Here is a 19,839-nt window from a genome sequence, read left to right on the forward strand (position 1 = left end):
CCAAGGGAAAACCTCGGCCCCAAACCGATCACATCCCCGCATCCGGATCGGTCAGCCCGATCATCCGCCGCCCTGCCCTGCGCGCGAAATTCAGCGTCGCCTTCTTCCGTACATGGGCGGGCAGCGGCACGCTGTGCGCCTCGCGCACGATCGCGGCATCATAGCGGTCGGCGACGATGATCCCGGTCCGCTCAGGAAGAAATGCCGCGCTTTCCAGCGGCGACCAGTCGAACCCGGCCGGGACCGCCCAATAGAAGCGGTCGCAATGCGCCAGATAATCGGGCCATTTGCCGTCGCCGAGCATATCGGCGCGCGACACCTTGATCTCGACCACCACGACGTTCCCGCGCGCATCCAGCGCCATCAGGTCGGCACGGCGGCCGCCCTCCAATGGGACTTCGGGAATGGTCACGAGGTCGTGGCGGAGCAGCATCCGGGTCACGCCGCGCGCGACGTCAGCGGCGCAGAGTGGCGAGGCCGGGTCCTCGACACACGAAGCGGGCGGCATGTCCAACATGCCACCCGCTTAGAACATTCGGCGAACATTTGCAAAGCCCCGAGGGGGACCGCGTAAAAGCAAGGCCCCGAAACGGAGCCGTGACCATCAACGATAGAAGATGTGGTTGCCGATCGACGCGACCTTCTGGACGCGCACGCCCGGACGGTTGCCGGGGGTGTTGAAGTACAGTGCCTTGCCAGCGGTGCTGTCCCAGGCCTGGGCCAGGGCGACCTTGGCGACCGCGACGGCGGTGCGATAGGCGCTGCGCGACGGGCTGACCGAGGGGATTTCACCGCGGCGCACGAAGCTGAACTGGCCGCGCTGCTTGATGACGTCGCAGACGCCGGTCGGGAAGCGGCCCGACTTGGTGCGGTTCAGGATGACCTGGGCGACGGCGAGCTGACCGTTCAGCGGCTCACCCTGCGCCTCGAAATAGATGGCACCGGCCAGGCAGCGGAGCTCTTCGCTCGACGCAATCTCGTCCTGGTCGGCCACGGCGTCGGCCAGCGATTCATAATCGCCGTCGTCATCGCCTTCGGAAACTTGGGAAAAATCGGGGAGCGCGGACATCGTGGCCCGGGCGCTTTGGGGAACCATCGCCAATTCGGCGGCGTTGATCCCGGAAACAGCCATTGCAGAGGCTGGAGCAGCGACCCCACCGGCGGCGACGTTGGTCGCAAGGCTGGGGGTGCTGGTGGCGAGAAGACCCGCCAGGGAAAGAGCCATGGCCGCAGATGCCGCGACTCGCTTGAAAACGGTCATTCACTCGAACAGACATGCGGTTGGATCACGGACCCGAGCATTGCCAAAAGGCGCTCGTCCGGGCTTCCCCCCGACTGCGTAACCCACCGGATCGCACCCGATAAGCACAACGCTGATAGTTGATGGAGGGGCTCGTGGCCGATCCGGCCGCGTTCGTCAATGTTGCAGGATCGTTTCAGCGGTGAACCGTTCCGCCGCAGCGCCATCCAGTTCGATCACCCACAAGTCCGGATCGCGCGCCCGCCGCCGCCGCCAATAGCCGATCACATCGTTTGCAGGCGTCGAATCGATCAGCGCGGTTCGGCCATCCGGACCGATACCCCGCTCCAGCACCCGCTCGCGCCGTTCCGCATCGACGACGACGACCAGGATGCCGCCGGCATGGGCATCGCCCTTGGCCAGCACCATGCCCATGCCGCCGCTGTCGTTCATCCGGCGCAGCAGCGCGGTCACCAGCATATCGCTGGGCAGGCGACCGTCCATGCCGTCAGGCGGTCCGGTAACCGGGCAATCCGGCCAAAGCGATCTGCGAGCGCATGAAGGTGCCGGTGCCGCGCGCGACCTCTTCGCCCTCCACATCGATCAAGCGCGCATCGGCGACGAACACCCGCCGCCGCCCGCTGACCAACCTCCCCTCGGCCACCACTTCGCCCGCCTTCATCGGCCGGGTCAGCAGCAGGTTGAACTGCGTCGTCAGCAGGAAGCGGTCGGTGACCAGGCTGTTGCAGGCATAAAAGGCCGCATCGTCGAGCATCTTGAAATAGATGGTGCCATGCGCCGCGCCCGCCGCATGAAAATGCCGCTCGTCCACCCGAAAGCGGATTCGCGCGGTTCCGGCTTCGGGGATTTCGAGCGTGGACTGAAAAAACGCGTTGATCGGGGCCTTGGCATAGAGCGCCTCCAGCGCCCGGAAATGCGCGGCCTCGCCCTCAGGCCGCGGCGTCACGCGCGTCGGCCTGGCTCAGCAGCGCCCAGATCGCGTCCGGCGAACCCGCCCCGCGCAGCTTGGCGACGAAGCCCTTGTCGCGCAGGCGACGCGACACCCGTGCCAGCGCCTTCAGATGTGCCGAGCCAGCATCGGCGGGCGAGAACATCGCAAAGACCAAATCGACCGGCATGTCGTCGACCGCCTGGAAATCGACCGGCTGGGCCAGTCGGGCGAAGACGCCGACGATCTGGGTCAGCCCCGCCACCTTGCCATGCGGAATGGCGACGCCGCCGCCGAAACCGGTCGAGCCCAGCTTTTCCCGCTCGGCCAGCACATCGGCCAGCAGCTTGGCATCCTGTCCCGCAGGCCCGGCGGCAGCCGCCGCCAGCGCCTGGAACAGGGTCTTCTTGTTGGCGGCGCTGACGCCCGCCAGCACCGTATCGTGGCGCAACAGATCGCTGAAGTCGTTCATGGTCTTTCCGGTGCGCCCCCGCGCGGCCCGTCCAATAACGGGCCGCGCGGAAGAACGATAGAGCTTATCCGGTCGTACCGACCCGTTGTGGTTCAACCCAACCGATGGTTCCGTCGCCCCGGCGATAGACCATATTATACGAACCGGTGCCCGAATTCTTGAACAACAGCGCCGCAGTATTGCGCAGGTCAAGCATCATCACCGCATCCGACACACTGGCATCGGGAATATCGACGCGGGTTTCGGCGATGATCAGGGGCGCATCGCCCGCCTCGTCCTCGTCCACCTGTTCGGCGAACAGCGTATAACCCGCATCATAGGCCCCGGCCTCGGCCAGTTCGATCGCCTGGCCCGCATGGCGATCCTTCAGGCGGCGCGAGTAACGGCGCAGCTGCTTTTCGATCTTGGTCGCGGCACCGTCGAACACGAGGTGTGCGTCCTGCGCCTCGTGGCGGCCTTTGAGCACCAGGCCACGGGTGACGTGCATCACGATATCGCATTTGAACCCGACGTCGTGCGGGCCCTTGCCGAACGTCACCTCGGACGAGATGGCGCGGGCGAAGTATTTCTCGGCGATACCCTGAAGCCGGTCCGTCACATGGGTCCGCAGCGCGTCGCCCGTTTCGACCTGATGACCAGAAATCCGGATATCCATCGTCTTCTCCTTGATGCACTCTGGTGGGACGGTCCTTTTGGCCTGTCCCGTGGCGTCAACCGGACGCCTCGGCCCCCCAAACCGGATCGCTTATGCTCTTAAGAAACGCCGCATGAGCGGCGAGTTCCGCCTCGCTCGGCCGGAAATGGCGCGGCGGGCGAACCCGGGCCGGTGCGCGGGCGACGATCGTCGGCCCGCTATCGACCTCCGTATCGGCGAGCAGCCCCAGGCCGATCTGCCGTCCGCCCATCAGCTCGACATAGACCTGCGCCAGCAGCTGCGCGTCGAGCAGCGCGCCGTGCAGGACACGATGCGAGCGGTCGATGCCATAGCGCGAGCACAGCGCATCGAGCGTGTGCTTGGCGCCCGGATGGCGGCTGCGCGCGATCGCCAGCGTGTCGATCATCCGCGTCTTTTCATCGACCGGCGGAAAACCCAGCGCGCCCAGCTCGCCATTGATGAAGCCGAAGTCGAAGGTCGCATTGTGCGCGATCAGCGGCGCATCGCCGATGAAATCCAGAAAGTCGGAAACCCCGGCGGCAAAGACCGGCTTGTCCTTCAGAAAGGCATCCGACAGCCCGTGGACCGCCTGCGCCTCGGCCGGCATCGACCGTTCGGGATTGAAATAGGCGTGATAGGTGCGACCGGTTTCGACCCGGTTGACCAGTTCGACACAGCCGATTTCGACCAGCCGGTCGCCTTCCGAAAATTTGAACCCGGTCGTTTCGGTGTCGAAAACGATCTCTCTCATGAAACGACTATCGGCCTTCGGATGCGGCGATGCAAGCGATCAGCGTCCGCACTTTTTCGCGGGTTTCGGCCAGTGGAATATCGGTCGCGATGACATGATCGGCGCGGGCGCGTTTATCCACATCGGGCATCTGGCGCGCCAGGATCGCGTCGAACCTAGCCTTGGTCATGGTCGGCCTTGCCAACACCCGCGCCTCCTGTACTTCGGGTTTTGCCGAAACCACCAACACCTTATCCACAGATTTGTCGCCGCCGGTTTCGAACAACAGGGGCACGTCGACGACCACCAAAGGTGCGTCATCATGCGCCGCCAGAAAGGCCGCGCGTTCGGCCTGGACCGCCGGATGGACGATCGCCTCCAGCCGACGCATCGCCGAATCATCGCCCAGCACCGCCTGCCCCAGCGCCGCGCGACTCACGCCATCGGGTCCGGTCGTCCCCGGAAAAGCCGATTCGATCGCCGCCACCAGCGCGCCGCCGGGCCCTTGCAGGCGGTGGACACAGGCATCGGAGTCGAACACCGGCACGCCTTCGTCGCGAAACATCTGCGCCACGGTCGACTTGCCCATCCCGATCGAGCCGGTCAGACCCAGAATCTTCACCGCAACAGCATCGCGCGCAATTCGCCATCCCGCTCACGTGGGGGGACCGCACCGAAGAACAGCTCGAACGCTACCGCCGCCTGGCCGATCAGCATCTCCAGCCCGTCGATCGTCGCCAGCCCCCTCGCCCGCGCCGCCGCCAGCATGTCCGTCTCCAGCGGCGCATAGACGATGTCATAGACGACCGCGTCCTGCGGCAGGGCCGACAAGTCGAGGGCGAGTGGCGGCTGGCCGGTCATGCCCAGGCTGGTCGCGTTGACCACCAGCGCGCCGGGGGGCACAGCCTGGCCGATCGGCACGGCCCTTCCGTCGATCCCCAGGGAGGACAGCAACGCCGCGCCCTTTTCCACATCCCGGTTGAACAGCGTAACCGGGCCGACACCGATCCGTGCCAGCGCGTACAGCACCGCCCGGCCCGCGCCCCCTGCCCCGATGACCGTGACCGGCTTGCCTGCCAGATCGAACCGCTCGAGCGGTGCGGCAAAGCCCGCCGCGTCGGTATTGGTGCCGACCAACGCGCCCTGGTCTCCGCGAAAGACGGTATTGATCGCACCGATCGCGGTGGCGACGTCGCGTTGCTCCCCGACATGCGCCAGGCTCGCGATCTTGTGCGGCACCGTGATGTTGCAACCGCGCCAGTCCGGATCGGCGCGCCGCTCGGCGAAATAGGTGGCCAGCGCGTCGGGGCGGACATGCACCGCGCGATAGTCCGCCGCGATCCCCAGCGTCTCCAGCCAGAAACCGTGGATTTTGGGTGACTTGCTATGGCCGATCGGGTCGCCGATCACCTCCGCATAGTGCCGCGCCATTACGCCGCCATCCAGCCACGCTCACGCAGATATCCCAGCACGGGAAGCAACGGCATTCCCAATATGGTGAAATGGCTCCCATCGATCCGCGAGAAGAGCTGCACCCCCGGCCCCTCGATCCGGAAACACCCGACGCAGCCCGCGATCTGGGGCCATTCCTGGTCCAGATAGCGGTCGATGAACGCGCCCGACAGCGGGCGGACATGGAGTTTCGCCCGCTCGACATGGCGCCATACGGGGCGGCCATGCTCGGCGATGACGGCGGCGCTCCACAATTCGTGACTGCCGCCACTCATCCGCGCCAGATGCTCGGCCGCCTCTTCGCGACTCTCCGGCTTGTCGAGCAAAGTGCCGTCGCTCAGTGCCACGATCGAATCCGATCCCAGCACCGGGACCGGCCCGGCATTGGCGGAAACCTTCACCGCCTTCATCTCGGCCAGCGCGTCGGACAGGTCGCGCGGGGAGGCACCCGCCATCGCCGCCTTCACCCCCGCTTCGTCGACACGCGCGGGCAGCGCTTCATAGGCCACCCCGGCGGCGTCGAGCATCGCCCGGCGCGAGGCGCTTTGCGAGGCGAGGATGATCATGCGGGCTTCCTTTGGTTGACGAGCGAGATGATCGCGGCCGCCGTTTCCTCGATCGAACGGCGGGTGACGTCGATCACCGGCCAGTCATTGTCGGCGAACATGCGCCGGGCAAAGGTCAGTTCGCGGTTCACCGCCTCCTGCTCGACATAATCGGTGTCGGGCGCCTGGTTCAGCGACAACAACCGGTTGCGCCGGATCGCGATGAGCCGGTCCGCACTGGTGGTCAGCCCGACGACCAGCGGCTTCTTCAGCGTGAACAGAAAGGGGGGCGGGGGGCTTTCGACCACGATCGGGATGTTGGCGGTCTTATACCCGCGATTGGCGAGATAGATGGAAGTCGGCGTCTTGGACGAGCGGCTGACGCCTGCCAGCACGATATCGGCCTCTTCCCATTCCTCCCAGGCGATGCCGTCGTCATGCGCGATGGTGAACTGGATCGCATCGACCCGCGCGAAATAGGCGGCGTCGAGCACATGCTGGCGACCGGGGCGCATCTTGGCCTGGACGCCCAGCAGGCCCGACAGCGCGGCATTGACCGGATCGAGCGGGGCGACCGTCGGCAGGCCCAGCGCATGGCAGCGGCTTTCCAGCACGCGCCGCGTCGTCGAGTTGACCAGCGTGTAGATCACCAGTCCCGGATTCTGCGCGATCTCCTGCAGGATGCGCTCCAGATGGCTCTCGGTGCGGACCATCGGCCAGAAGTGGCGGACGGTTTCCACATCGTCATATTGCGCCAGCGCCGCCTTGGCGATGTTCTCCAGCGTTTCGCCGGTGGAATCGGACAGCAGGTGAAGATGGAGGCGCGTCGTCATGGCCGGACTAATGACTCTGTGGATAACATGTCGCGAATCGGTAGCGTAACTTCGCCGACCGGCCAAGCGGCGGACCGGCGGTGGATAACGACCGATTCGTCCACAATGAATCTCACAGGCCCGATTCTTTTCCACAGGCTGTGAGTTACGGGGGTGATGAATCCGAATCCCGTTGAATCGGCGATTCCCCATGAGTCAACGTGTTGGCATATCGGGGAGAGCCGCATAATCCCGACAACCAACGTGCCAACCACTTCAACAATCCATTCTTAGAATCTTCTTGAATAGAAGAAGGGGGGTCTCCTGACCGACGTTTCGATCCAAAAGCCCCTGCTCGCCGTGCTGTCGGGTGAGCGGCAGGCGACACCGCCGATGTGGCTCATGCGGCAGGCGGGCCGCTATCTGCCGGAGTATCGCGAACTCCGGGCGCAGAAGGGTGGCTTCCTGGCGCTGGCCACCGATCCGGAGGCCGCAGCCGAAGTGACGGTGCAGCCTATCCGTCGCTTCGGCTTCGACGGCGCGATCCTGTTCTCCGACATCCTGATGGTCCCCTGGGCGCTGGGCCAGGACCTCAGCTTCGGGGCGGGGGAGGGGCCGCGCCTGGCGCCTGCGCTGGTCGATCATGCGCTAAATGCCCTCACACGTGTCCCAGAGCGCCTCGATCCGGTCTATGCCACCGTGGCGCGGGTCGCGGGCCAGTTGCCGCCACAGACCAGCTTCCTGGGCTTTGCGGGCTCTCCTTGGACGGTCGCGACCTATATGGTGGCGGGGCAGGGGTCGAAGGACCAGGGCGAGACGCGGCGCTTCGCCTATAACGATCCGGTCGGGTTCGGCGCGATCATCGATGCGATCGTGGCCATGACCGTGGATTATCTGGCGGGGCAGGTCGCCAACGGCGTCGAGGCGGTGCAGCTGTTCGACAGCTGGGCCGGTTCGTTATCGCCGGCGCAGTTCGAACGCTGGGTGATCGCCCCCAACGCCGCGATCGTGGAGGGTTTCCGCCAGCGCTGTCCGGGCGTGCCGGTGATCGGTTTCCCCAAGGGGGCAGGGGGCAAGCTGCCCGCTTATGCCCGCGAAACCGGGGTGGACGCGGTCGGGCTGGACGAGACGGTCGATCCGGTCTGGGCCGACACCCATCTGCCCGAAGGGCTGCCGGTGCAGGGCAATCTCGATCCGCTGGCGCTGATCGCCGGGGGCGAGGCGCTGGACGGGGCGGTGGACCGCATCCTCGCGGCCTTTACCGAGCGGCCGCATATCTTCAACCTGGGACACGGCATCCTGCCCGACACGCCGATCGCGCATGTCGAGCATCTGATCGCCCGTGTGAGGAACCGCGCATGATCGGACTGCTGGGGGCCGCCTATGACTGGGTGAAGGCGGCGCATATCATCTTCGTGATCTTCTGGATGGCCGGGCTGTTCATGATGCCGCGCTATCTGGTCTATCATCAGGAAGCCCTGGTGGCGGGCGATAGCGTCGATGCAGCCCGCTGGGTCGAGCGCGAGGGCAAGCTGCGCAAGATCATCCTGACCCCGGCGATGATCGTGGTCTGGGTGCTCGGGCTGTTGCTGGCGGGCTCGCTGGGGCTGTTCTCGGGTGTGCCGGGGCTGGGTTGGCTCCATGCGAAGCTGGCCTTCGTCCTGCTGCTCAGCGGCTATCATGGCTGGATGGTCGGCTATTCCAAGACGCTGGCGCGTGGGCAGACGAAGCTCAGCGGCAAGCAGCTGCGGATGATCAACGAGGTCCCGGCGCTGGCGGCGGCGGTGATCGTCGTGCTGGTGGTGATCAAGCCGTTTTAACTTTCTCCCCTCCCGTAAACGGGAGGGGGTGGGGGAGGGCAGGGAGTCTCACCGAGATCATCGCGCGTGGCTTTCCCTCCCCAAACCCCTCCCGCCTGCGGGAGGGGCTTAAGAAACCTTTCCCCATTGACTTGGCCTTCCCCGAAACCTAACTCCGACCCTGTACGGCGCGGTCCTCGCGTCGGGTACGCTTCCTTATCGACAGCCTCGTTTCGCCGCGATCCTCGCCGACCGACGCCCTCCGACCATCCGGACCGATCATGCATCTGAAAGACCTGAAAAAGAAAACCCCCGCCGATCTCGTCCAGCTGGCCGAGGAATTGGGGGTCGAGAGCGCGTCCACGCTGCGCAAGCAGGACCTGCTGTTCGCCATCCTGAAGGAGCAGGCGGAAAAGGGCGACCAGATCATGGGCCTGGGCACGATCGAGGTGCTGCCCGACGGTTTCGGTTTCCTGCGTTCGCCGGAAGCGAATTACCTGGCCGGTCCCGACGACATCTATGTCTCGCCCAATCAGGTCCGCAAGCACGGCCTGCGCACCGGTGACACAGTGGAAGGCGAGATTCGCGCACCCAAGGACGGCGAGCGCTATTTCGCGCTGACCAAGCTGACCAGCGTCAATTTCGACGATCCCGATGCGGTCCGGCACCGCGTCAACTTCGACAACCTCACCCCGCTCTATCCCGAGCAGAAGCTGATCCTCGACCCGGCCGACCCGACCCAGAAGGACAAGTCGGCGCGCGTCATCGACATCGTCAGCCCCCAGGGCAAGGGCCAGCGCACGCTGATCGTCGCGCCCCCGCGCGTGGGTAAGACGGTGATGCTGCAGAACATCGCCAAGGCGATCACCGACAACCACCCCGAAGTCTTCCTGATCGTCCTGCTCATCGACGAGCGTCCGGAAGAAGTCACCGACATGCAGCGCTCGGTGCGCGGCGAGGTCGTCTCCTCGACCTTCGACGAACCGGCGCAGCGCCACGTCCAGGTCGCCGAGATGGTGATCGAAAAGGCCAAGCGCCTGGTCGAGCACAAGAAGGATGTCGTCATCCTGCTCGACTCGATCACCCGTCTGGGCCGCGCCTACAACACCGTGGTCCCGTCCTCAGGCAAGGTGCTGACCGGTGGTGTCGACGCCAACGCGCTCCAGCGGCCGAAGCGCTTCTTCGGTGCGGCGCGCAACATCGAGGAGGGTGGCTCGCTGTCGATCATCGCCACCGCGCTGATCGATACCGGCAGCCGCATGGACGAGGTCATCTTCGAAGAGTTCAAGGGCACCGGCAACTCGGAAATCGTCCTCGACCGCAAGGTGGCGGACAAGCGCATCTTCCCGGCGCTCGACGTGGGCAAGTCGGGCACCCGCAAGGAAGAGCTGCTGGTCGAGAAGGACAAGCTGTCCAAGATGTGGGTGCTGCGCCGCATCCTGATGCAGATGGGCACGATCGACTCGATGGAGTTCCTGCTCGACAAGATGAAGAACTCGAAGACCAACGAGGACTTCTTCGACTCGATGAACCAGTAAGGGTGAGGGGCTCCGGCCCCGCCGACGCTACGGTTTCGATGGGTTCGCCAGCGGGAAACAAGCCCGCTGGCGAACCCATTTTCGTTTTGGGACGTTAGCAGGCCCGATCCCATCCCCTTTCGGGATCGTGCCGACCCAAGCACGGCACGGCCGCGTCGTTGCTTATCAGGCGACGCGGCCAAACGGGGCAGGCAGACGAACAGCAATTCGAGGCCTTCGTTCATACCGAGCGAAGGCGCAGCGCATGTCATGCGCCGGGTCGATAGTATCCCGCACCATTCCCCGTCGCTCCGAGGAAAAGGCCGGGGATAGTCTGTGGATAAGTCCGGTAGAAGTTACGGTCGGGTGCGTCCCGGACCACCCTGGCCCGGCCCGCCACCGGCGCCCGGTGCGCCGACCGCGCCGATATTGCCGAACAGATCCTGGAAGAAGCCGCGCTGGCGACCCAGGGTCGGCGTGGTCTTGCCATAGGGCGAGATGCTGGCGACCTGCTCGATGCCGCCGCGGCGGATCGTCGTCACGTTGCCCGCCTGATCGAAGCTGATCTGCAGCATGATCTGCGACGCGGGCTTGGGCAGGTTGAAGCCCAGGTTGCGGCTGTCGCGGGCGACATAATACCAGTCGCTACCATTGAACTGGCTGTTGATCGTCGGCGTGCCCAGCGTCTGGAGCACCGACTGGCGGTTGTCGACACCCGGCTGGATCGCGTTGACGAGATCGACATCGACCACATAGCCCTGATGCGACCGCAGCGGCGTACAGGCGGACGCGGCCAAGGCCATCGCCAGGCCGAGCCCGAGGGCGCGGGTGGTAGAAACGCTCATCATCATCTCCGGGCCGGGGATATCGGCCGCACAGGCAGGTATACAGGCGGTCGATCCGCTCGACCGTCACCCCCTCGATATGCCAAGGGAAAGGCGCATACAAGCAATTCGCGCGTGCGTCGGTCGCGCGATCAAGGAGGGGAGGGGTGCCATGGCCCTGGGCTGGATCAAGCAGGGGATCGCGCGCTATCTGGGCCGCGACGGGGATGCGGCGCTGCCGCTGTACAATGCCGTGGTGCTGCGCGCGCGCGAACCGCACTGGTATATCGACGGTGCGGTGCCCGATACGGTCGACGGCCGGTTCGACATGATCGCCGCCATCCTCTCGCTGGTCCTGATCCGGCTGGAGTCCGATCCTGCGGCGGCCGGGCTGGCGGCGCGTATTACCGAACGGTTCGTGACCGACATGGACGGCCAGCTCCGCGAACTGGGGATCGGCGATATCGTGGTCGGCAAGCATATCGGCCGGATGATGGCCATGCTGGGTGGCCGCCTGACCGCCTATCGCGAGGGGTTGGCGGGCGACGCCGCCATGCTGGACGCCGCGCTGGTCCGCAATCTCTACCGCGGCGAGGCGCCGGCCAACCGACACGCGGTTGCCCATGTTCGCGACGCGCTTCACACCCTACATGAGCGGCTGGCGGACGTTTCGCTTGCCCGCCTCACCCTTGGAGAATTGCCGTGACCCCCGAATGGAGCCGCCCCGAAAAGATCGACACGATCGGCGAGCGTGAGAAGCCGGTATCGATCGACACCACCGCCGATGAACGCCGTGCGCTGGCCCGGCGGTTCGGCCTGTTGTCGGTGGACGCGCTGTCGGCAAATCTTGTCGTGCGGCGCGATGCGGCGGGTATCCTGGTCACCGGCAAGGTGTACGGCACGGTGGTCCAACCCTGTTCGGTGACCGGCGATCCGGTGCCCGCCAAGGTTGACGAACCCGTCGCACTGCGCTTCGTCGAATCCTCGGGGCAGAATGGGGAGGAGGAAATCGAGCTATCCGAGGATTCGCTCGACACGATCGAGATCGAGGGCGGCACGATCGACCTGGGCGAAGCGGCGGCCGAGACGATGGCCCTGTCGCTCGATCCCTTTCCGCGCAGCCCCGAAGCCGCCGCGACATTGAAGGAGGCGGGCGTCATCAGCGAGGACGAGGCTGGCCCGCTCGGGGCGCTGTCGGGCCTGAAGGCCATGCTCGAAGGCAAGAAATGAACACGTCTCCCCCAGCCTGGCCTGGGGTGGAATAGCTAGGGTGCATCCGGCCCCAGCGTCGGGTCGAGGTCCCGTGGCCGGATGAACGCCACCAGCGTGGCGTGATGCGCCCGCGCCTCGGCCCAGCGCTCGACCGGCAGCGTCATCTGCGCCACGGTCGCGGTCGGATATTTGTCCTCCACCCGCTCGCGCAATTCACCGTCCAGCGTCAGGTCGAGGACCAGATCCTCCAATCCCGGATTATGCCCGACCATCAGGACATGGTCCGCATCGTCGGGCAGCCCCTGGACCAGATCGAGCAGGCTGGCGGCGGAGGCGAGGTAGAGAGCCCGGTTCCATACCGGCTCCAGCGTGCGACCATAGCCGCTCCACACTTCGTCCAGCGTCTCGATCACGCGGATGGCGGGGGAGGCGAGGACATGGTCGAACGCGAACCCTTCCGCCTTCAGATGCCGCCCGATCATCGCCGCGGCACGCCGTCCCTTGGCATTGAGCGGACGGTCGAAATCGCGGGCGACGGGATCGTCCCAGCTCGACTTGGCATGGCGAAGGAGCGTCAGCGTCTTCATCGATCCGGAAACTCCGTCGCGGCGGCTGGCAGAATATCGTCGACCCCATGCCCTATCGGCGCGTCGGAGGAAAGCCGGGCCGCAACCCGTGCGACCGCTTCGTCGAGCGTCACACGTGAAATCGCGACGCCCGGCGGAAACGCGTCGAGCAATCGCGACGGCATCGCGGCGGACAGCAGGACGAAGGCGCCGCGATCGTCCGCCCGCCGGATCAACCGCCCGAACGCCTGGGCCAGACGCGCGCGGACGATCCGGTCGTCATAGGCACTACCACCCCCCGCCAGCTTGCGCGCGGCATGGAGAACGGTGGGCTTGGGCCAGGGCACGCCCTCCATCACCACCAGCCGCAGCGAGGCACCGGGCACGTCGACACCGTCCCGCAGCGCATCGGTGCCGAGCAGCGAGGCGGACGGATCGTCGCGAAAGATATCCACCAGCGTGCCGGTGTCGATCGGATCGACATGCTGCGCGTGCAGCGCCAGCCCGTCGCGCGCCAGCCGGTCGGCGATGCGGCCATGCACGCCGCGCAACCGCCGGATCGCGGTGAACAGGCCCAGCGTCCCGCCGCCCGATGCCGCGATCAGCCGCGCATAGGCATTGGCGAGCTGGGGGATATCGCCGCGCTTCACATCGGTGACGATCAGCACCTCGGCACGGGTCGGATAGTCGAACGGGCTGGGCGCGACGAAGTGCGCCGGGCCCCGCGCGAGATGCGGCGCGCCGGTTCGTGCCTCCGCCACGTCCCAGTCGCCGCCCGCGCGCAAGGTCGCCGAAGTGACGAGTGCGCCGTGCGCGGGCTTCAGCACGATCTCCGCGAAAGGCCGGGTGGGGTCGAGCCAGTGGCGATGCAGGCCGATATCATATTCGCGCCCCTCGACCCGGTCGACCGCCAGCCAGTCGACGAAATCGGGATCGACGGGGCCGCCGATCCGCGCGAGGAGCGACAGCCAGGCGGCGACCGTTTCCGCGCGCCATGCGATCGAGGCGATCGCGCCCTCCACCCGCGCCCGCGCCTGCCCGTCGAGCCAGTCGGGTGCTTCCTGCAACACCGCCTCCAGCCGCTGGCCGAGCGTAACCAAGGGCCGGAGCAGTGCGTCGAGCGCATGGGCGGCGGGCCCGGCGGCCTCGATCAGCGCGGGCGAGGGATCGGCCAATTCGGTCTCCAGCCCATAGCCCGCATCGCCCGGCTGTTCGGCACGGGCGAAAGCGAGTCCCCGTACCGCCGCCAGAAGCGTCTCGATCGGACCGAAGGGCTGGCCCTCCGCCAGCCGCCCGAGCCAGCCCTCGCTCGCCAGCGCCTGCGCGGCCTGCACCGCGTCGCCGATCGCACGATTGCCGCCCTCGTCATAGCTGGCGACATCGGACAGCCGCGCGGCAAGTCCTCGACGGCGTCCGCGCGATCCGGCTTCGGGGCCGAGAATCCAGCGGCGCAGCTCGATCGTCTCCGATCCGGTCAGCGCGGTCGCGAACATCGAGTCCGCCGCGTCGAACAGGTGATGGCCCTCGTCGAAGACGTAGCGGGTCGGTCGCGTCTGCGTTTCGCGCCCGCGCGCGGCATTGACCATGACGAGCGCATGATTGGCGATGACGATATCCGCCTGCACCGATGCCCGCGCCGCACGCTCAATGAAGCATTTCCGGTAATGCGGGCACCCGGCATAGACACACTCACCCCGCCGGTCGGTCAGCGCGGCAGAGCCGTTGCGGCGGAACAGGGTGGTCAGCCAGCCGGGCAGATCGCCGCCGACCATATCCCCATCGCTGCTATAAGCGGCCCAGCGTGCGACCAGTTGCGCCAGCACCGCCGCGCGGCCCGCGAACCCGCCCTGCAGCGCATCCTCCAGATTGAGCAGGCAGAGATAATTCTCCCGCCCCTTGCGCGTGACGACGCGCTCCTTGCGCAACACGGGGCCCGGAAAGATGCGGGAGGTTTCCCCGCTCAACTGGCGTTGAAGCGCCTTGGTATAGGTGGAGATCCATACTGCGCCGCCCGCCCGTTCGGCCCAGAGGCTGGCGGGGGCAAGATAGCCGAGCGTCTTGCCGATGCCCGTACCCGCCTCGGCCAGTACCATGTTCGGTGTGTCCCGCACCGCGCGCGGGGCAAAGGCGGCGGTGACGGCGGCGGCATAGGCGCGCTGGCCCGGGCGTTCCTCCGCACCCTCCCCGGTCAAATGGCGAAGACGATCTTCGGCATCGGCGGGCGGCAGGTCGATGGTGCGCGGGGCGGGGCGGGGGGCATCCTCCTCCCATTCGGGCAATGCGCTGAACAGCCAGCGCTCGTTGCGCTCGGGCCGGGTGAGGCGTGGGCCGATCAGCGGCGTCCAGGGCCAGCGCAGTCGCGCGAGACTTTGCGCCGCGGTCCAGGCACCTTCGCGCTCGGGCCATGCCCCGTCGGGGGTGGCGAGGAGTGTCTCGGTCGCGCGGAGCAGAAAGGCGGCGATCTCGGCATCACTCTCCGGTGGCTCCAGTCCACAGGCGCGTGCCAGACCGTGCGGGGTCGGCACCGCAAACCGGGCGGGGCAGAGAAAGGCGAAGAGTTCGAGGATGTCGAGACCGGACAGTTCGGCATAGCCCAGTCGCTGGCCGATCAGTGGCGCATTGAGCAGGATGACCGGGGTTTCGGACGCCAGCCCGATTGCCTCACCGCGCGAGACGGCGCGGGTCTTTCCTTGCGTCGAAATCCACACGCCGCTGTGGCTGGCATGAAGGGCGGGGTGGGGGAGCGCGGTCACAGTCAGGATATCGGACTGTTGGAACAGGTTGGCAACGGGGTGAGGCTCATTTCGTTTGCTGCTGTTCGGGAGGCCCTCCCCAAACCCCTCCTGCCCGCGGGAGGGGTTCACCGCTTGAAGCGCGCATTCCGTTTCAAGAACGCACGCCCCTCCCGCAGGTGGGAGGGGATGGGGGAGGGAACGCCAAGCAGAACGCCCCATCGTGTTCCACGTGGAACAAGACGGCTCTGTGGATAACCCTGTGAGCAACCCTTGCACTACCCCTGTGTGACTCGGGGATAACCGGTGGAGATCGCAAAACCCATTGTGCATCACGTCCCGTCTTGCCAGAGGCAGGGCATGACAGACGAACTCCGCTCCACCGCTCTCGAGTCCAAGGCCTGGCCCTATGAGGAGGCTCGCAAGCTCCTCAAACGCTATCCTGACGGCAAACCGGGTGGTGAGCCGATCCTGTTCGAAACCGGCTATGGCCCCTCGGGCCTGCCGCATATCGGCACGTTCAACGAAGTCCTGCGCACCACCATGGTCCGCAATGCCTTCCACGCGCTGTCGGATCAGAAGACGCGGCTGATCGCTTTCTCTGACGACATGGACGGCTTTCGCAAGGTGCCGGACAATGTGCCGAACCCGGAGATGCTGCGGACCCATCTCGGCAAGCCACTGACCCAGGTGCCCGACCCGTTCGAGAAGTTCGACAGTTTCGCGGCGCACAACAACGCGCTGCTGCGCCAGTTTCTCGATCGCTATGGCTTCGATTACGAGTTCGCCTCGTCGACCGACTATTATACCTCGGGCCGGTTCGACGATGCGCTGCGACTGGTGCTCAAGCATTTCCAAGGTATCCAGGATGTGATGCTCCCCACGCTGCGCGCCGAGCGCCGCGCCACCTATTCGCCGGTCCTGCCGATCAGCCCCAAGTCGGGCATCGTGCTTCAGGTGCCGATCGAGGTGGTCGATGCGGACGCCGGTCTGATCGCGTTCGAGGATGACGGCGAACGGATCGTCCAGTCCGCGCTGGGCGGCCTGTCCAAGCTGCAGTGGAAGGTCGACTGGGCGATGCGCTGGGTCGCACTGGGTGTGGATTACGAGATGGCGGGCAAGGACCTGATCGACTCGGTCACCCAGTCGTCCAAGATCGCACGCGTGCTGGGCGGTCGTCCGCCCGAGGGCTTCAACTATGAGATGTTTCTCGACGAGCATGGCGAGAAGATCTCCAAGTCCAAGGGCAACGGCCTGAGCCTCGACCAGTGGCTGACTTATGGGCCGGAGGAGAGTTTGGCCTTTTTCGCCTATCGCGAGCCGAAGAAAGCCAAGCAGCTTCACATGGGCGTCATCCCGCGCGCGGTGGACGAATATTGGCAGTTCCGGGTCAACTATCCCAACCAGTCGCTGAAGGAGCAGTTGGGCAACCCGGTGCACCATATTCATGACGGCAAGCTGCCCGAGGGTGAGTTGCCGGTGACGTTCGGCCTGCTGCTCAACCTGGTCGGGGTGATGGGCGAGGCGACCAAGGAACAGGTCTGGGGCTATCTGGCCAATTATGTGCCCGAAGCGTCGCCTGCGAAATATCCCGAGCTCGACCGGCTGATCGACCATGCATTGGCCTATGGCCGCGACTTCATCGCCCCGACGCTCCAGCGCCGCGCGCCCGAGCCGCATGAGGCAGAGGGTTTGCGCCAGTTGGACACGCAGCTCGCCGCGCTGCCAGCGGGCGCGGGTGCCGAGGATATCCAGAACATCGTCTATGAGATCGGCAAGACCGACGCCTTCCCGTCGCTGCGCGACTGGTTCAAGGCGCTGTACGAAACACTGCTGGGATCGGCGCAGGGGCCCCGGATGGGCAGTTTCATCGCCCTGTACGGCGTGGATAACAGCCGTAAGCTGATCGCCGAGGCGCTGGCCAAGGCGGCGTAATAGGAAAGGGGGAGCCGCGGGGCTCCCCCCTTTTTATGTCAGCGGAGATGTTCCGCGAAGAACGCCAGGGTGCGTTCGTCCGCCAGTTGCGCGGACTCCTCCGACCGGCGCTGGCCGAACTCCGCCGCGAAGCCGTGATCCTCACCGGCATAGTCGTACAGCGTGACCTTGGGGTGGTCGTCCAGCCCCTCATGCATCCGCGTCTGTGCATCCTTGTCGACGAAGTGATCCTCCTCCGGGATATGGAGCAGGACCGGCTTGGCGATCGCGTGCTTCTCGCCCAGCAGCCCGTCGATGCCGACGCCGTAATAGCCGACGCTGGCGTCCACATCGGTCCGCGCGGCGGTCATGAACGCCAGCCGCCCGCCCAGGCAATAACCGACGACGCCGACCTTGGTGTCCGTGCCATGTTCGTCACGGATCGCCTTGATCGTCGCCTCGATGTCGCGAATGCCGCCATCCTGGTCGAACTGGCCCATCAGGTCGAGCGCCTGCTGCATCTCGTTCGGCACGTCCGGATCGAGTTCGATGCCGGGGGCGATCTTGTGGAAAAGGTCGGGAGCGACGGCGAGATAACCCGCCTCGGCCAGCGTGTCGCATTTGCGGCGGATGCCCGCATTCACGCCGAAGATTTCCTGGATGACGATGATCGCGGCGGCCGGTTCGCCCTCCGGCTCGGCATAATAGGCGTTGAACTGGCCTTCGCCATTCGCGGCGGCGATGGTCTTGGTTCCGGTCATGCTGGTCTCCTGTGGTCGTCGCGACGATAACGTCTTATGCCTCAGTTGGTCGCGTGAGGAGATTGGCCTGTGAAAGTGAATGTGGAAATCGACTGCACGCCCGAGGAGGCGCGCCGCGCCATGGGGCTGCCAGACCTGACGCCGATCCATGAACGCTATGTCCAGATGATGCTGGACACGATGCAGTCGGGCGTGAAGCCCGAGATGATCGAGGCGATGATGCGCAACTGGGCGCCGATGGGTGAGGCGAGCATGACCATGTGGCGCCGGATGTTCGAAGGGCAGAGGGGCTGATCCCGTGACGGATACGATCTTCGCCGTCTCCAGCGGACAGCCGCCCGCCGCCATCGCGGTGATCCGCGTCAGTGGTCCGGCGGCGATTGCGGCGGCGGAGCGGATGGGCGGACAACGGCCTGCGCCCCGCCGTGCAAGCTTGCGGACGTTGCGCGACGGGGCGGGGGCGGTGCTGGATTCGGCGCTGGTCCTGTATTTCCCTGGCCCGGCGACCGCGACCGGCGAGGATCTGGTCGAGCTGCATTGCCATGGTGGTCGTGCGGTGGTCGCGGCGGTGGAGGGGGCGCTGGCCATGTTGCCTGGCGTTCGTCGCGCGGAGCCGGGTGAGTTCACCCGACGGGCTTTGCTCAACGGCCGGATCGATCTGGCCGAAGCCGAAGGGCTCGCCGACCTGCTCAAAGCGCAGACCGAGCGACAGCGGCGTGCGGCGATCGCCGCCGTCGAGGGACGGGTGAGCCAGGAGGTGCGCGGCTGGATGGACCGGCTCGCCACCCTGTCGGCGATGATCGAGGCGATGCTCGATTTCGCCGAAGAGGATGATGTGCCGCTCGACCCTGGCGCGGTGGCGCGGATCAAGAGCGAGATGCACACGCTTGCCGCCGTTATGCTGGAGGTGGTGGAGCGGCCGCCGGTCGACCGGCTGCATGACGGCATCCGCGTGGTGCTGGCCGGACCGCCGAACAGCGGCAAGTCGACCTTGCTCAATCTGCTGGTCGAACGGGAGGCGGCGATCGTGTCCCCTATCGCGGGGACGACGCGCGACCGGATCGAGGCGAGCGTGCTACGCGGCGGCGTCGCCTATGTGCTTACCGACACCGCCGGGCTGGCCAAGGATACCGATGACGTGATCGAGGCGATCGGCGTTGCCCGCGCACAGGAGGCGATCCTTCAAGCCGACATATTGCTGTGGATGGCAGACACATGCCCGCCGCGCGCCGATGCGATATGGCTCCATTCGCGTGCCGATGTGCCGGGGCGTGAAGGCTTGCCTGAGGGGCGGCAGCTGGCGGTGCGGCGCGACGATCCTGTCAGTGTGGCGGCGGTCTGGGACGCATTGGCCGAGGCGGCGGCGGCTTTGCTTCCGCATGAGGATATGATCGGTTTCAAGCGGCATCAGCAGGAACAGTGCCGCCGGGCGGCGAATGCGCTGATCGCTGCACCGGTCGATGACGTGCTTTTGATGGCCGAAGAACTGCGGGTGGCACGGCAAGCGCTTGCTGAGGTGCTGGGCGTCAGCGCGACCGAGACCATGCTGGACGCGCTGTTCGGACGTTTCTGCCTCGGCAAATGATTGTTCCACGTGGAACGTTAAGCATAGAATGTTGGTAGGGATCGCTTTGACGCTGCCCCGTCCTTCCGGTAGGG

At 66.0% G+C, this 19,839-nt stretch carries 23 protein-coding genes; 8 read left to right on the forward strand and 15 right to left on the reverse strand.

The genetic code is table 11. From position 1 onward, the window contains the following. Nucleotides 1-28: 28 nt before the first annotated feature. The 11 genes from SOM26_RS11255 to SOM26_RS11305 form a co-directional block, all read right to left on the reverse strand. Nucleotides 29-517 (reverse strand): MmcB family DNA repair protein, encoded by a 489-nt coding sequence (locus SOM26_RS11255; RefSeq protein ID WP_320452819.1) that lies wholly within the window; start codon nt 515-517, stop codon nt 29-31. An 87-nt stretch (nt 518-604) separates the two neighbouring features. Then, nucleotides 605-1,225, reverse strand: coding sequence for a cell wall hydrolase (locus SOM26_RS11260; protein ID WP_320452820.1), 621 nt, complete (start codon nt 1,223-1,225; stop codon nt 605-607). Nucleotides 1,226-1,417: 192 nt separating this feature from the next. Next, entirely contained in the window at nt 1,418-1,744 is a 327-nt protein-coding gene (locus SOM26_RS11265; RefSeq protein ID WP_320452821.1) for a DUF1491 family protein, read from the reverse strand. 4 nt (nt 1,745-1,748) lie between these two features. Further along, on the reverse strand, nt 1,749-2,207 hold the full coding sequence (locus tag SOM26_RS11270; protein WP_320452822.1) for a PaaI family thioesterase: 459 nt from the start codon (nt 2,205-2,207) through the stop codon (nt 1,749-1,751). Next, on the reverse strand, nt 2,191-2,661 hold the full coding sequence (locus SOM26_RS11275; RefSeq protein WP_320452823.1) for a PTS sugar transporter subunit IIA: 471 nt from the start codon (nt 2,659-2,661) through the stop codon (nt 2,191-2,193). Before SOM26_RS11275 ends, SOM26_RS11270 begins: the two co-directional genes overlap by 17 nt. Before the next feature lie 64 nt (nt 2,662-2,725). Next, complete coding sequence (gene hpf, locus SOM26_RS11280) at nt 2,726-3,316, reverse strand: ribosome hibernation-promoting factor, HPF/YfiA family (RefSeq protein ID WP_320452824.1); 591 nt, start codon at nt 3,314-3,316, stop codon at nt 2,726-2,728. 55 nt (nt 3,317-3,371) lie between these two features. Further along, nucleotides 3,372-4,067 carry a DNA polymerase III subunit epsilon gene (gene dnaQ, locus SOM26_RS11285; RefSeq protein ID WP_320452825.1) on the reverse strand — a complete coding sequence of 232 codons (696 nt, stop codon included), beginning with the start codon at nt 4,065-4,067 and terminating at the stop codon, nt 3,372-3,374. A gap of 7 nt (nt 4,068-4,074) precedes the next feature. After that, a complete protein-coding gene (gene coaE / locus SOM26_RS11290; protein ID WP_320452826.1) occupies nt 4,075-4,668 on the reverse strand; it encodes a dephospho-CoA kinase in 594 nt (197 codons plus the stop codon). Further along, complete coding sequence (gene aroE, locus SOM26_RS11295) at nt 4,665-5,477, reverse strand: shikimate dehydrogenase (RefSeq protein ID WP_320452827.1); 813 nt, start codon at nt 5,475-5,477, stop codon at nt 4,665-4,667. Before aroE ends, coaE begins: the two co-directional genes overlap by 4 nt. Next, the gene (locus tag SOM26_RS11300) at nt 5,477-6,064 is read right to left on the reverse strand and encodes a Maf family protein (protein ID WP_320452828.1); all 588 of its coding nucleotides are present in this window, start codon (nt 6,062-6,064) and stop codon (nt 5,477-5,479) included. The genes aroE and SOM26_RS11300 overlap by 1 nt, the downstream gene beginning before the upstream one ends. Beyond that, on the reverse strand, nt 6,061-6,876 hold the full coding sequence (locus tag SOM26_RS11305; RefSeq protein ID WP_320452829.1) for a pyruvate, water dikinase regulatory protein: 816 nt from the start codon (nt 6,874-6,876) through the stop codon (nt 6,061-6,063). Before SOM26_RS11305 ends, SOM26_RS11300 begins: the two co-directional genes overlap by 4 nt. 318 nt (nt 6,877-7,194) lie before the next feature. Here SOM26_RS11305 and hemE point away from each other — a divergent pair, with 318 nt between their 5' ends. From hemE to rho, 3 genes are all read left to right on the forward strand, one after another. Further along, on the forward strand, nt 7,195-8,217 hold the full coding sequence (hemE, locus tag SOM26_RS11310; protein WP_320453179.1) for a uroporphyrinogen decarboxylase: 1,023 nt from the start codon (nt 7,195-7,197) through the stop codon (nt 8,215-8,217). Continuing rightward, a complete protein-coding gene (locus tag SOM26_RS11315) occupies nt 8,214-8,675 on the forward strand; it encodes a CopD family protein (protein WP_320452830.1) in 462 nt (153 codons plus the stop codon). Before hemE ends, SOM26_RS11315 begins: the two co-directional genes overlap by 4 nt. A 260-nt stretch (nt 8,676-8,935) precedes the next feature. Next, entirely contained in the window at nt 8,936-10,192 is a 1,257-nt protein-coding gene (gene rho, locus SOM26_RS11320; RefSeq protein WP_320452831.1) for a transcription termination factor Rho, read from the forward strand. A 335-nt stretch (nt 10,193-10,527) separates the two neighbouring features. Here rho and SOM26_RS11325 read toward each other — a convergent pair whose 3' ends face one another. Then, nucleotides 10,528-11,022 carry an outer membrane protein assembly factor BamE gene (locus tag SOM26_RS11325; RefSeq protein WP_414712052.1) on the reverse strand — a complete coding sequence of 165 codons (495 nt, stop codon included), beginning with the start codon at nt 11,020-11,022 and terminating at the stop codon, nt 10,528-10,530. A 145-nt stretch (nt 11,023-11,167) separates the two neighbouring features. Here SOM26_RS11325 and SOM26_RS11330 point away from each other — a divergent pair, with 145 nt between their 5' ends. Continuing rightward, nucleotides 11,168-11,701 (forward strand): ubiquinol-cytochrome C chaperone family protein, encoded by a 534-nt coding sequence (locus tag SOM26_RS11330; RefSeq protein WP_320452833.1) that lies wholly within the window; start codon nt 11,168-11,170, stop codon nt 11,699-11,701. After that, nucleotides 11,698-12,225 carry a YceD family protein gene (locus SOM26_RS11335; protein WP_320452834.1) on the forward strand — a complete coding sequence of 176 codons (528 nt, stop codon included), beginning with the start codon at nt 11,698-11,700 and terminating at the stop codon, nt 12,223-12,225. Before SOM26_RS11330 ends, SOM26_RS11335 begins: the two co-directional genes overlap by 4 nt. Before the next feature lie 35 nt (nt 12,226-12,260). Here SOM26_RS11335 and SOM26_RS11340 read toward each other — a convergent pair whose 3' ends face one another. Both SOM26_RS11340 and SOM26_RS11345 read right to left on the reverse strand, forming a co-directional pair. Next, the gene (locus tag SOM26_RS11340; RefSeq protein WP_320452835.1) at nt 12,261-12,794 is read right to left on the reverse strand and encodes a SixA phosphatase family protein; all 534 of its coding nucleotides are present in this window, start codon (nt 12,792-12,794) and stop codon (nt 12,261-12,263) included. Further along, nucleotides 12,791-15,526, reverse strand: coding sequence for an ATP-dependent DNA helicase (locus tag SOM26_RS11345; protein ID WP_320452836.1), 2,736 nt, complete (start codon nt 15,524-15,526; stop codon nt 12,791-12,793). The genes SOM26_RS11340 and SOM26_RS11345 overlap by 4 nt, the downstream gene beginning before the upstream one ends. 339 nt (nt 15,527-15,865) lie before the next feature. Between SOM26_RS11345 and SOM26_RS11350 the strand changes: the two genes are divergently transcribed. Beyond that, nucleotides 15,866-17,440, forward strand: a complete 1,575-nt coding sequence (locus SOM26_RS11350; protein WP_320452837.1) for a lysine--tRNA ligase — start codon at nt 15,866-15,868, stop codon at nt 17,438-17,440. 38 nt (nt 17,441-17,478) lie between these two features. Here SOM26_RS11350 and SOM26_RS11355 read toward each other — a convergent pair whose 3' ends face one another. Then, nucleotides 17,479-18,180 carry a dienelactone hydrolase family protein gene (locus tag SOM26_RS11355; RefSeq protein ID WP_320452838.1) on the reverse strand — a complete coding sequence of 234 codons (702 nt, stop codon included), beginning with the start codon at nt 18,178-18,180 and terminating at the stop codon, nt 17,479-17,481. Between the two features lie 69 nt (nt 18,181-18,249). Between SOM26_RS11355 and SOM26_RS11360 the strand changes: the two genes are divergently transcribed. Beyond that, a complete protein-coding gene (locus SOM26_RS11360) occupies nt 18,250-18,474 on the forward strand; it encodes a DUF6489 family protein (RefSeq protein ID WP_320452839.1) in 225 nt (74 codons plus the stop codon). A 4-nt stretch (nt 18,475-18,478) separates the two neighbouring features. Further along, on the forward strand, nt 18,479-19,765 hold the full coding sequence (gene mnmE, locus SOM26_RS11365) for a tRNA uridine-5-carboxymethylaminomethyl(34) synthesis GTPase MnmE (protein ID WP_320452840.1): 1,287 nt from the start codon (nt 18,479-18,481) through the stop codon (nt 19,763-19,765). Nucleotides 19,766-19,839 lie beyond the last annotated feature (74 nt).

The organism is Sphingomonas sp. CFBP8993, assembly GCF_034044895.1.
In the GTDB taxonomy this organism is placed as follows: Bacteria; Pseudomonadota; Alphaproteobacteria; order Sphingomonadales; family Sphingomonadaceae; genus Sphingomonas.

What these genes read in the sequence shown, in the direction of transcription:
- aroE (WP_320452827.1), bottom strand. Translation starts at nt 5,477, where the DNA reads ATGGCGCGGCACTATGCGGAGGTGATCGGCGACCCGATCGGCCATAGC.
- hpf (WP_320452824.1), bottom strand. Translation starts at nt 3,316, where the DNA reads ATGGATATCCGGATTTCTGGTCATCAGGTCGAAACGGGCGACGCGCTG.
- dnaQ (WP_320452825.1), bottom strand. Translation starts at nt 4,067, where the DNA reads ATGAGAGAGATCGTTTTCGACACCGAAACGACCGGGTTCAAATTTTCG.
- SOM26_RS11350 (WP_320452837.1), top strand. Translation starts at nt 15,866, where the DNA reads ATGACAGACGAACTCCGCTCCACCGCTCTCGAGTCCAAGGCCTGGCCC.
- SOM26_RS11340 (WP_320452835.1), bottom strand. Translation starts at nt 12,794, where the DNA reads ATGAAGACGCTGACGCTCCTTCGCCATGCCAAGTCGAGCTGGGACGAT.
- SOM26_RS11300 (WP_320452828.1), bottom strand. Translation starts at nt 6,064, where the DNA reads ATGATCATCCTCGCCTCGCAAAGCGCCTCGCGCCGGGCGATGCTCGAC.
- SOM26_RS11315 (WP_320452830.1), top strand. Translation starts at nt 8,214, where the DNA reads ATGATCGGACTGCTGGGGGCCGCCTATGACTGGGTGAAGGCGGCGCAT.
- rho (WP_320452831.1), top strand. Translation starts at nt 8,936, where the DNA reads ATGCATCTGAAAGACCTGAAAAAGAAAACCCCCGCCGATCTCGTCCAG.
- SOM26_RS11355 (WP_320452838.1), bottom strand. Translation starts at nt 18,180, where the DNA reads ATGACCGGAACCAAGACCATCGCCGCCGCGAATGGCGAAGGCCAGTTC.
- SOM26_RS11305 (WP_320452829.1), bottom strand. Translation starts at nt 6,876, where the DNA reads ATGACGACGCGCCTCCATCTTCACCTGCTGTCCGATTCCACCGGCGAA.
- SOM26_RS11255 (WP_320452819.1), bottom strand. Translation starts at nt 517, where the DNA reads ATGTTGGACATGCCGCCCGCTTCGTGTGTCGAGGACCCGGCCTCGCCA.
- SOM26_RS11260 (WP_320452820.1), bottom strand. Translation starts at nt 1,225, where the DNA reads ATGGCTCTTTCCCTGGCGGGTCTTCTCGCCACCAGCACCCCCAGCCTT.
- SOM26_RS11265 (WP_320452821.1), bottom strand. Translation starts at nt 1,744, where the DNA reads ATGGACGGTCGCCTGCCCAGCGATATGCTGGTGACCGCGCTGCTGCGC.
- SOM26_RS11325 (WP_414712052.1), bottom strand. Translation starts at nt 11,022, where the DNA reads ATGATGATGAGCGTTTCTACCACCCGCGCCCTCGGGCTCGGCCTGGCG.
- SOM26_RS11275 (WP_320452823.1), bottom strand. Translation starts at nt 2,661, where the DNA reads ATGAACGACTTCAGCGATCTGTTGCGCCACGATACGGTGCTGGCGGGC.
- SOM26_RS11330 (WP_320452833.1), top strand. Translation starts at nt 11,168, where the DNA reads ATGGCCCTGGGCTGGATCAAGCAGGGGATCGCGCGCTATCTGGGCCGC.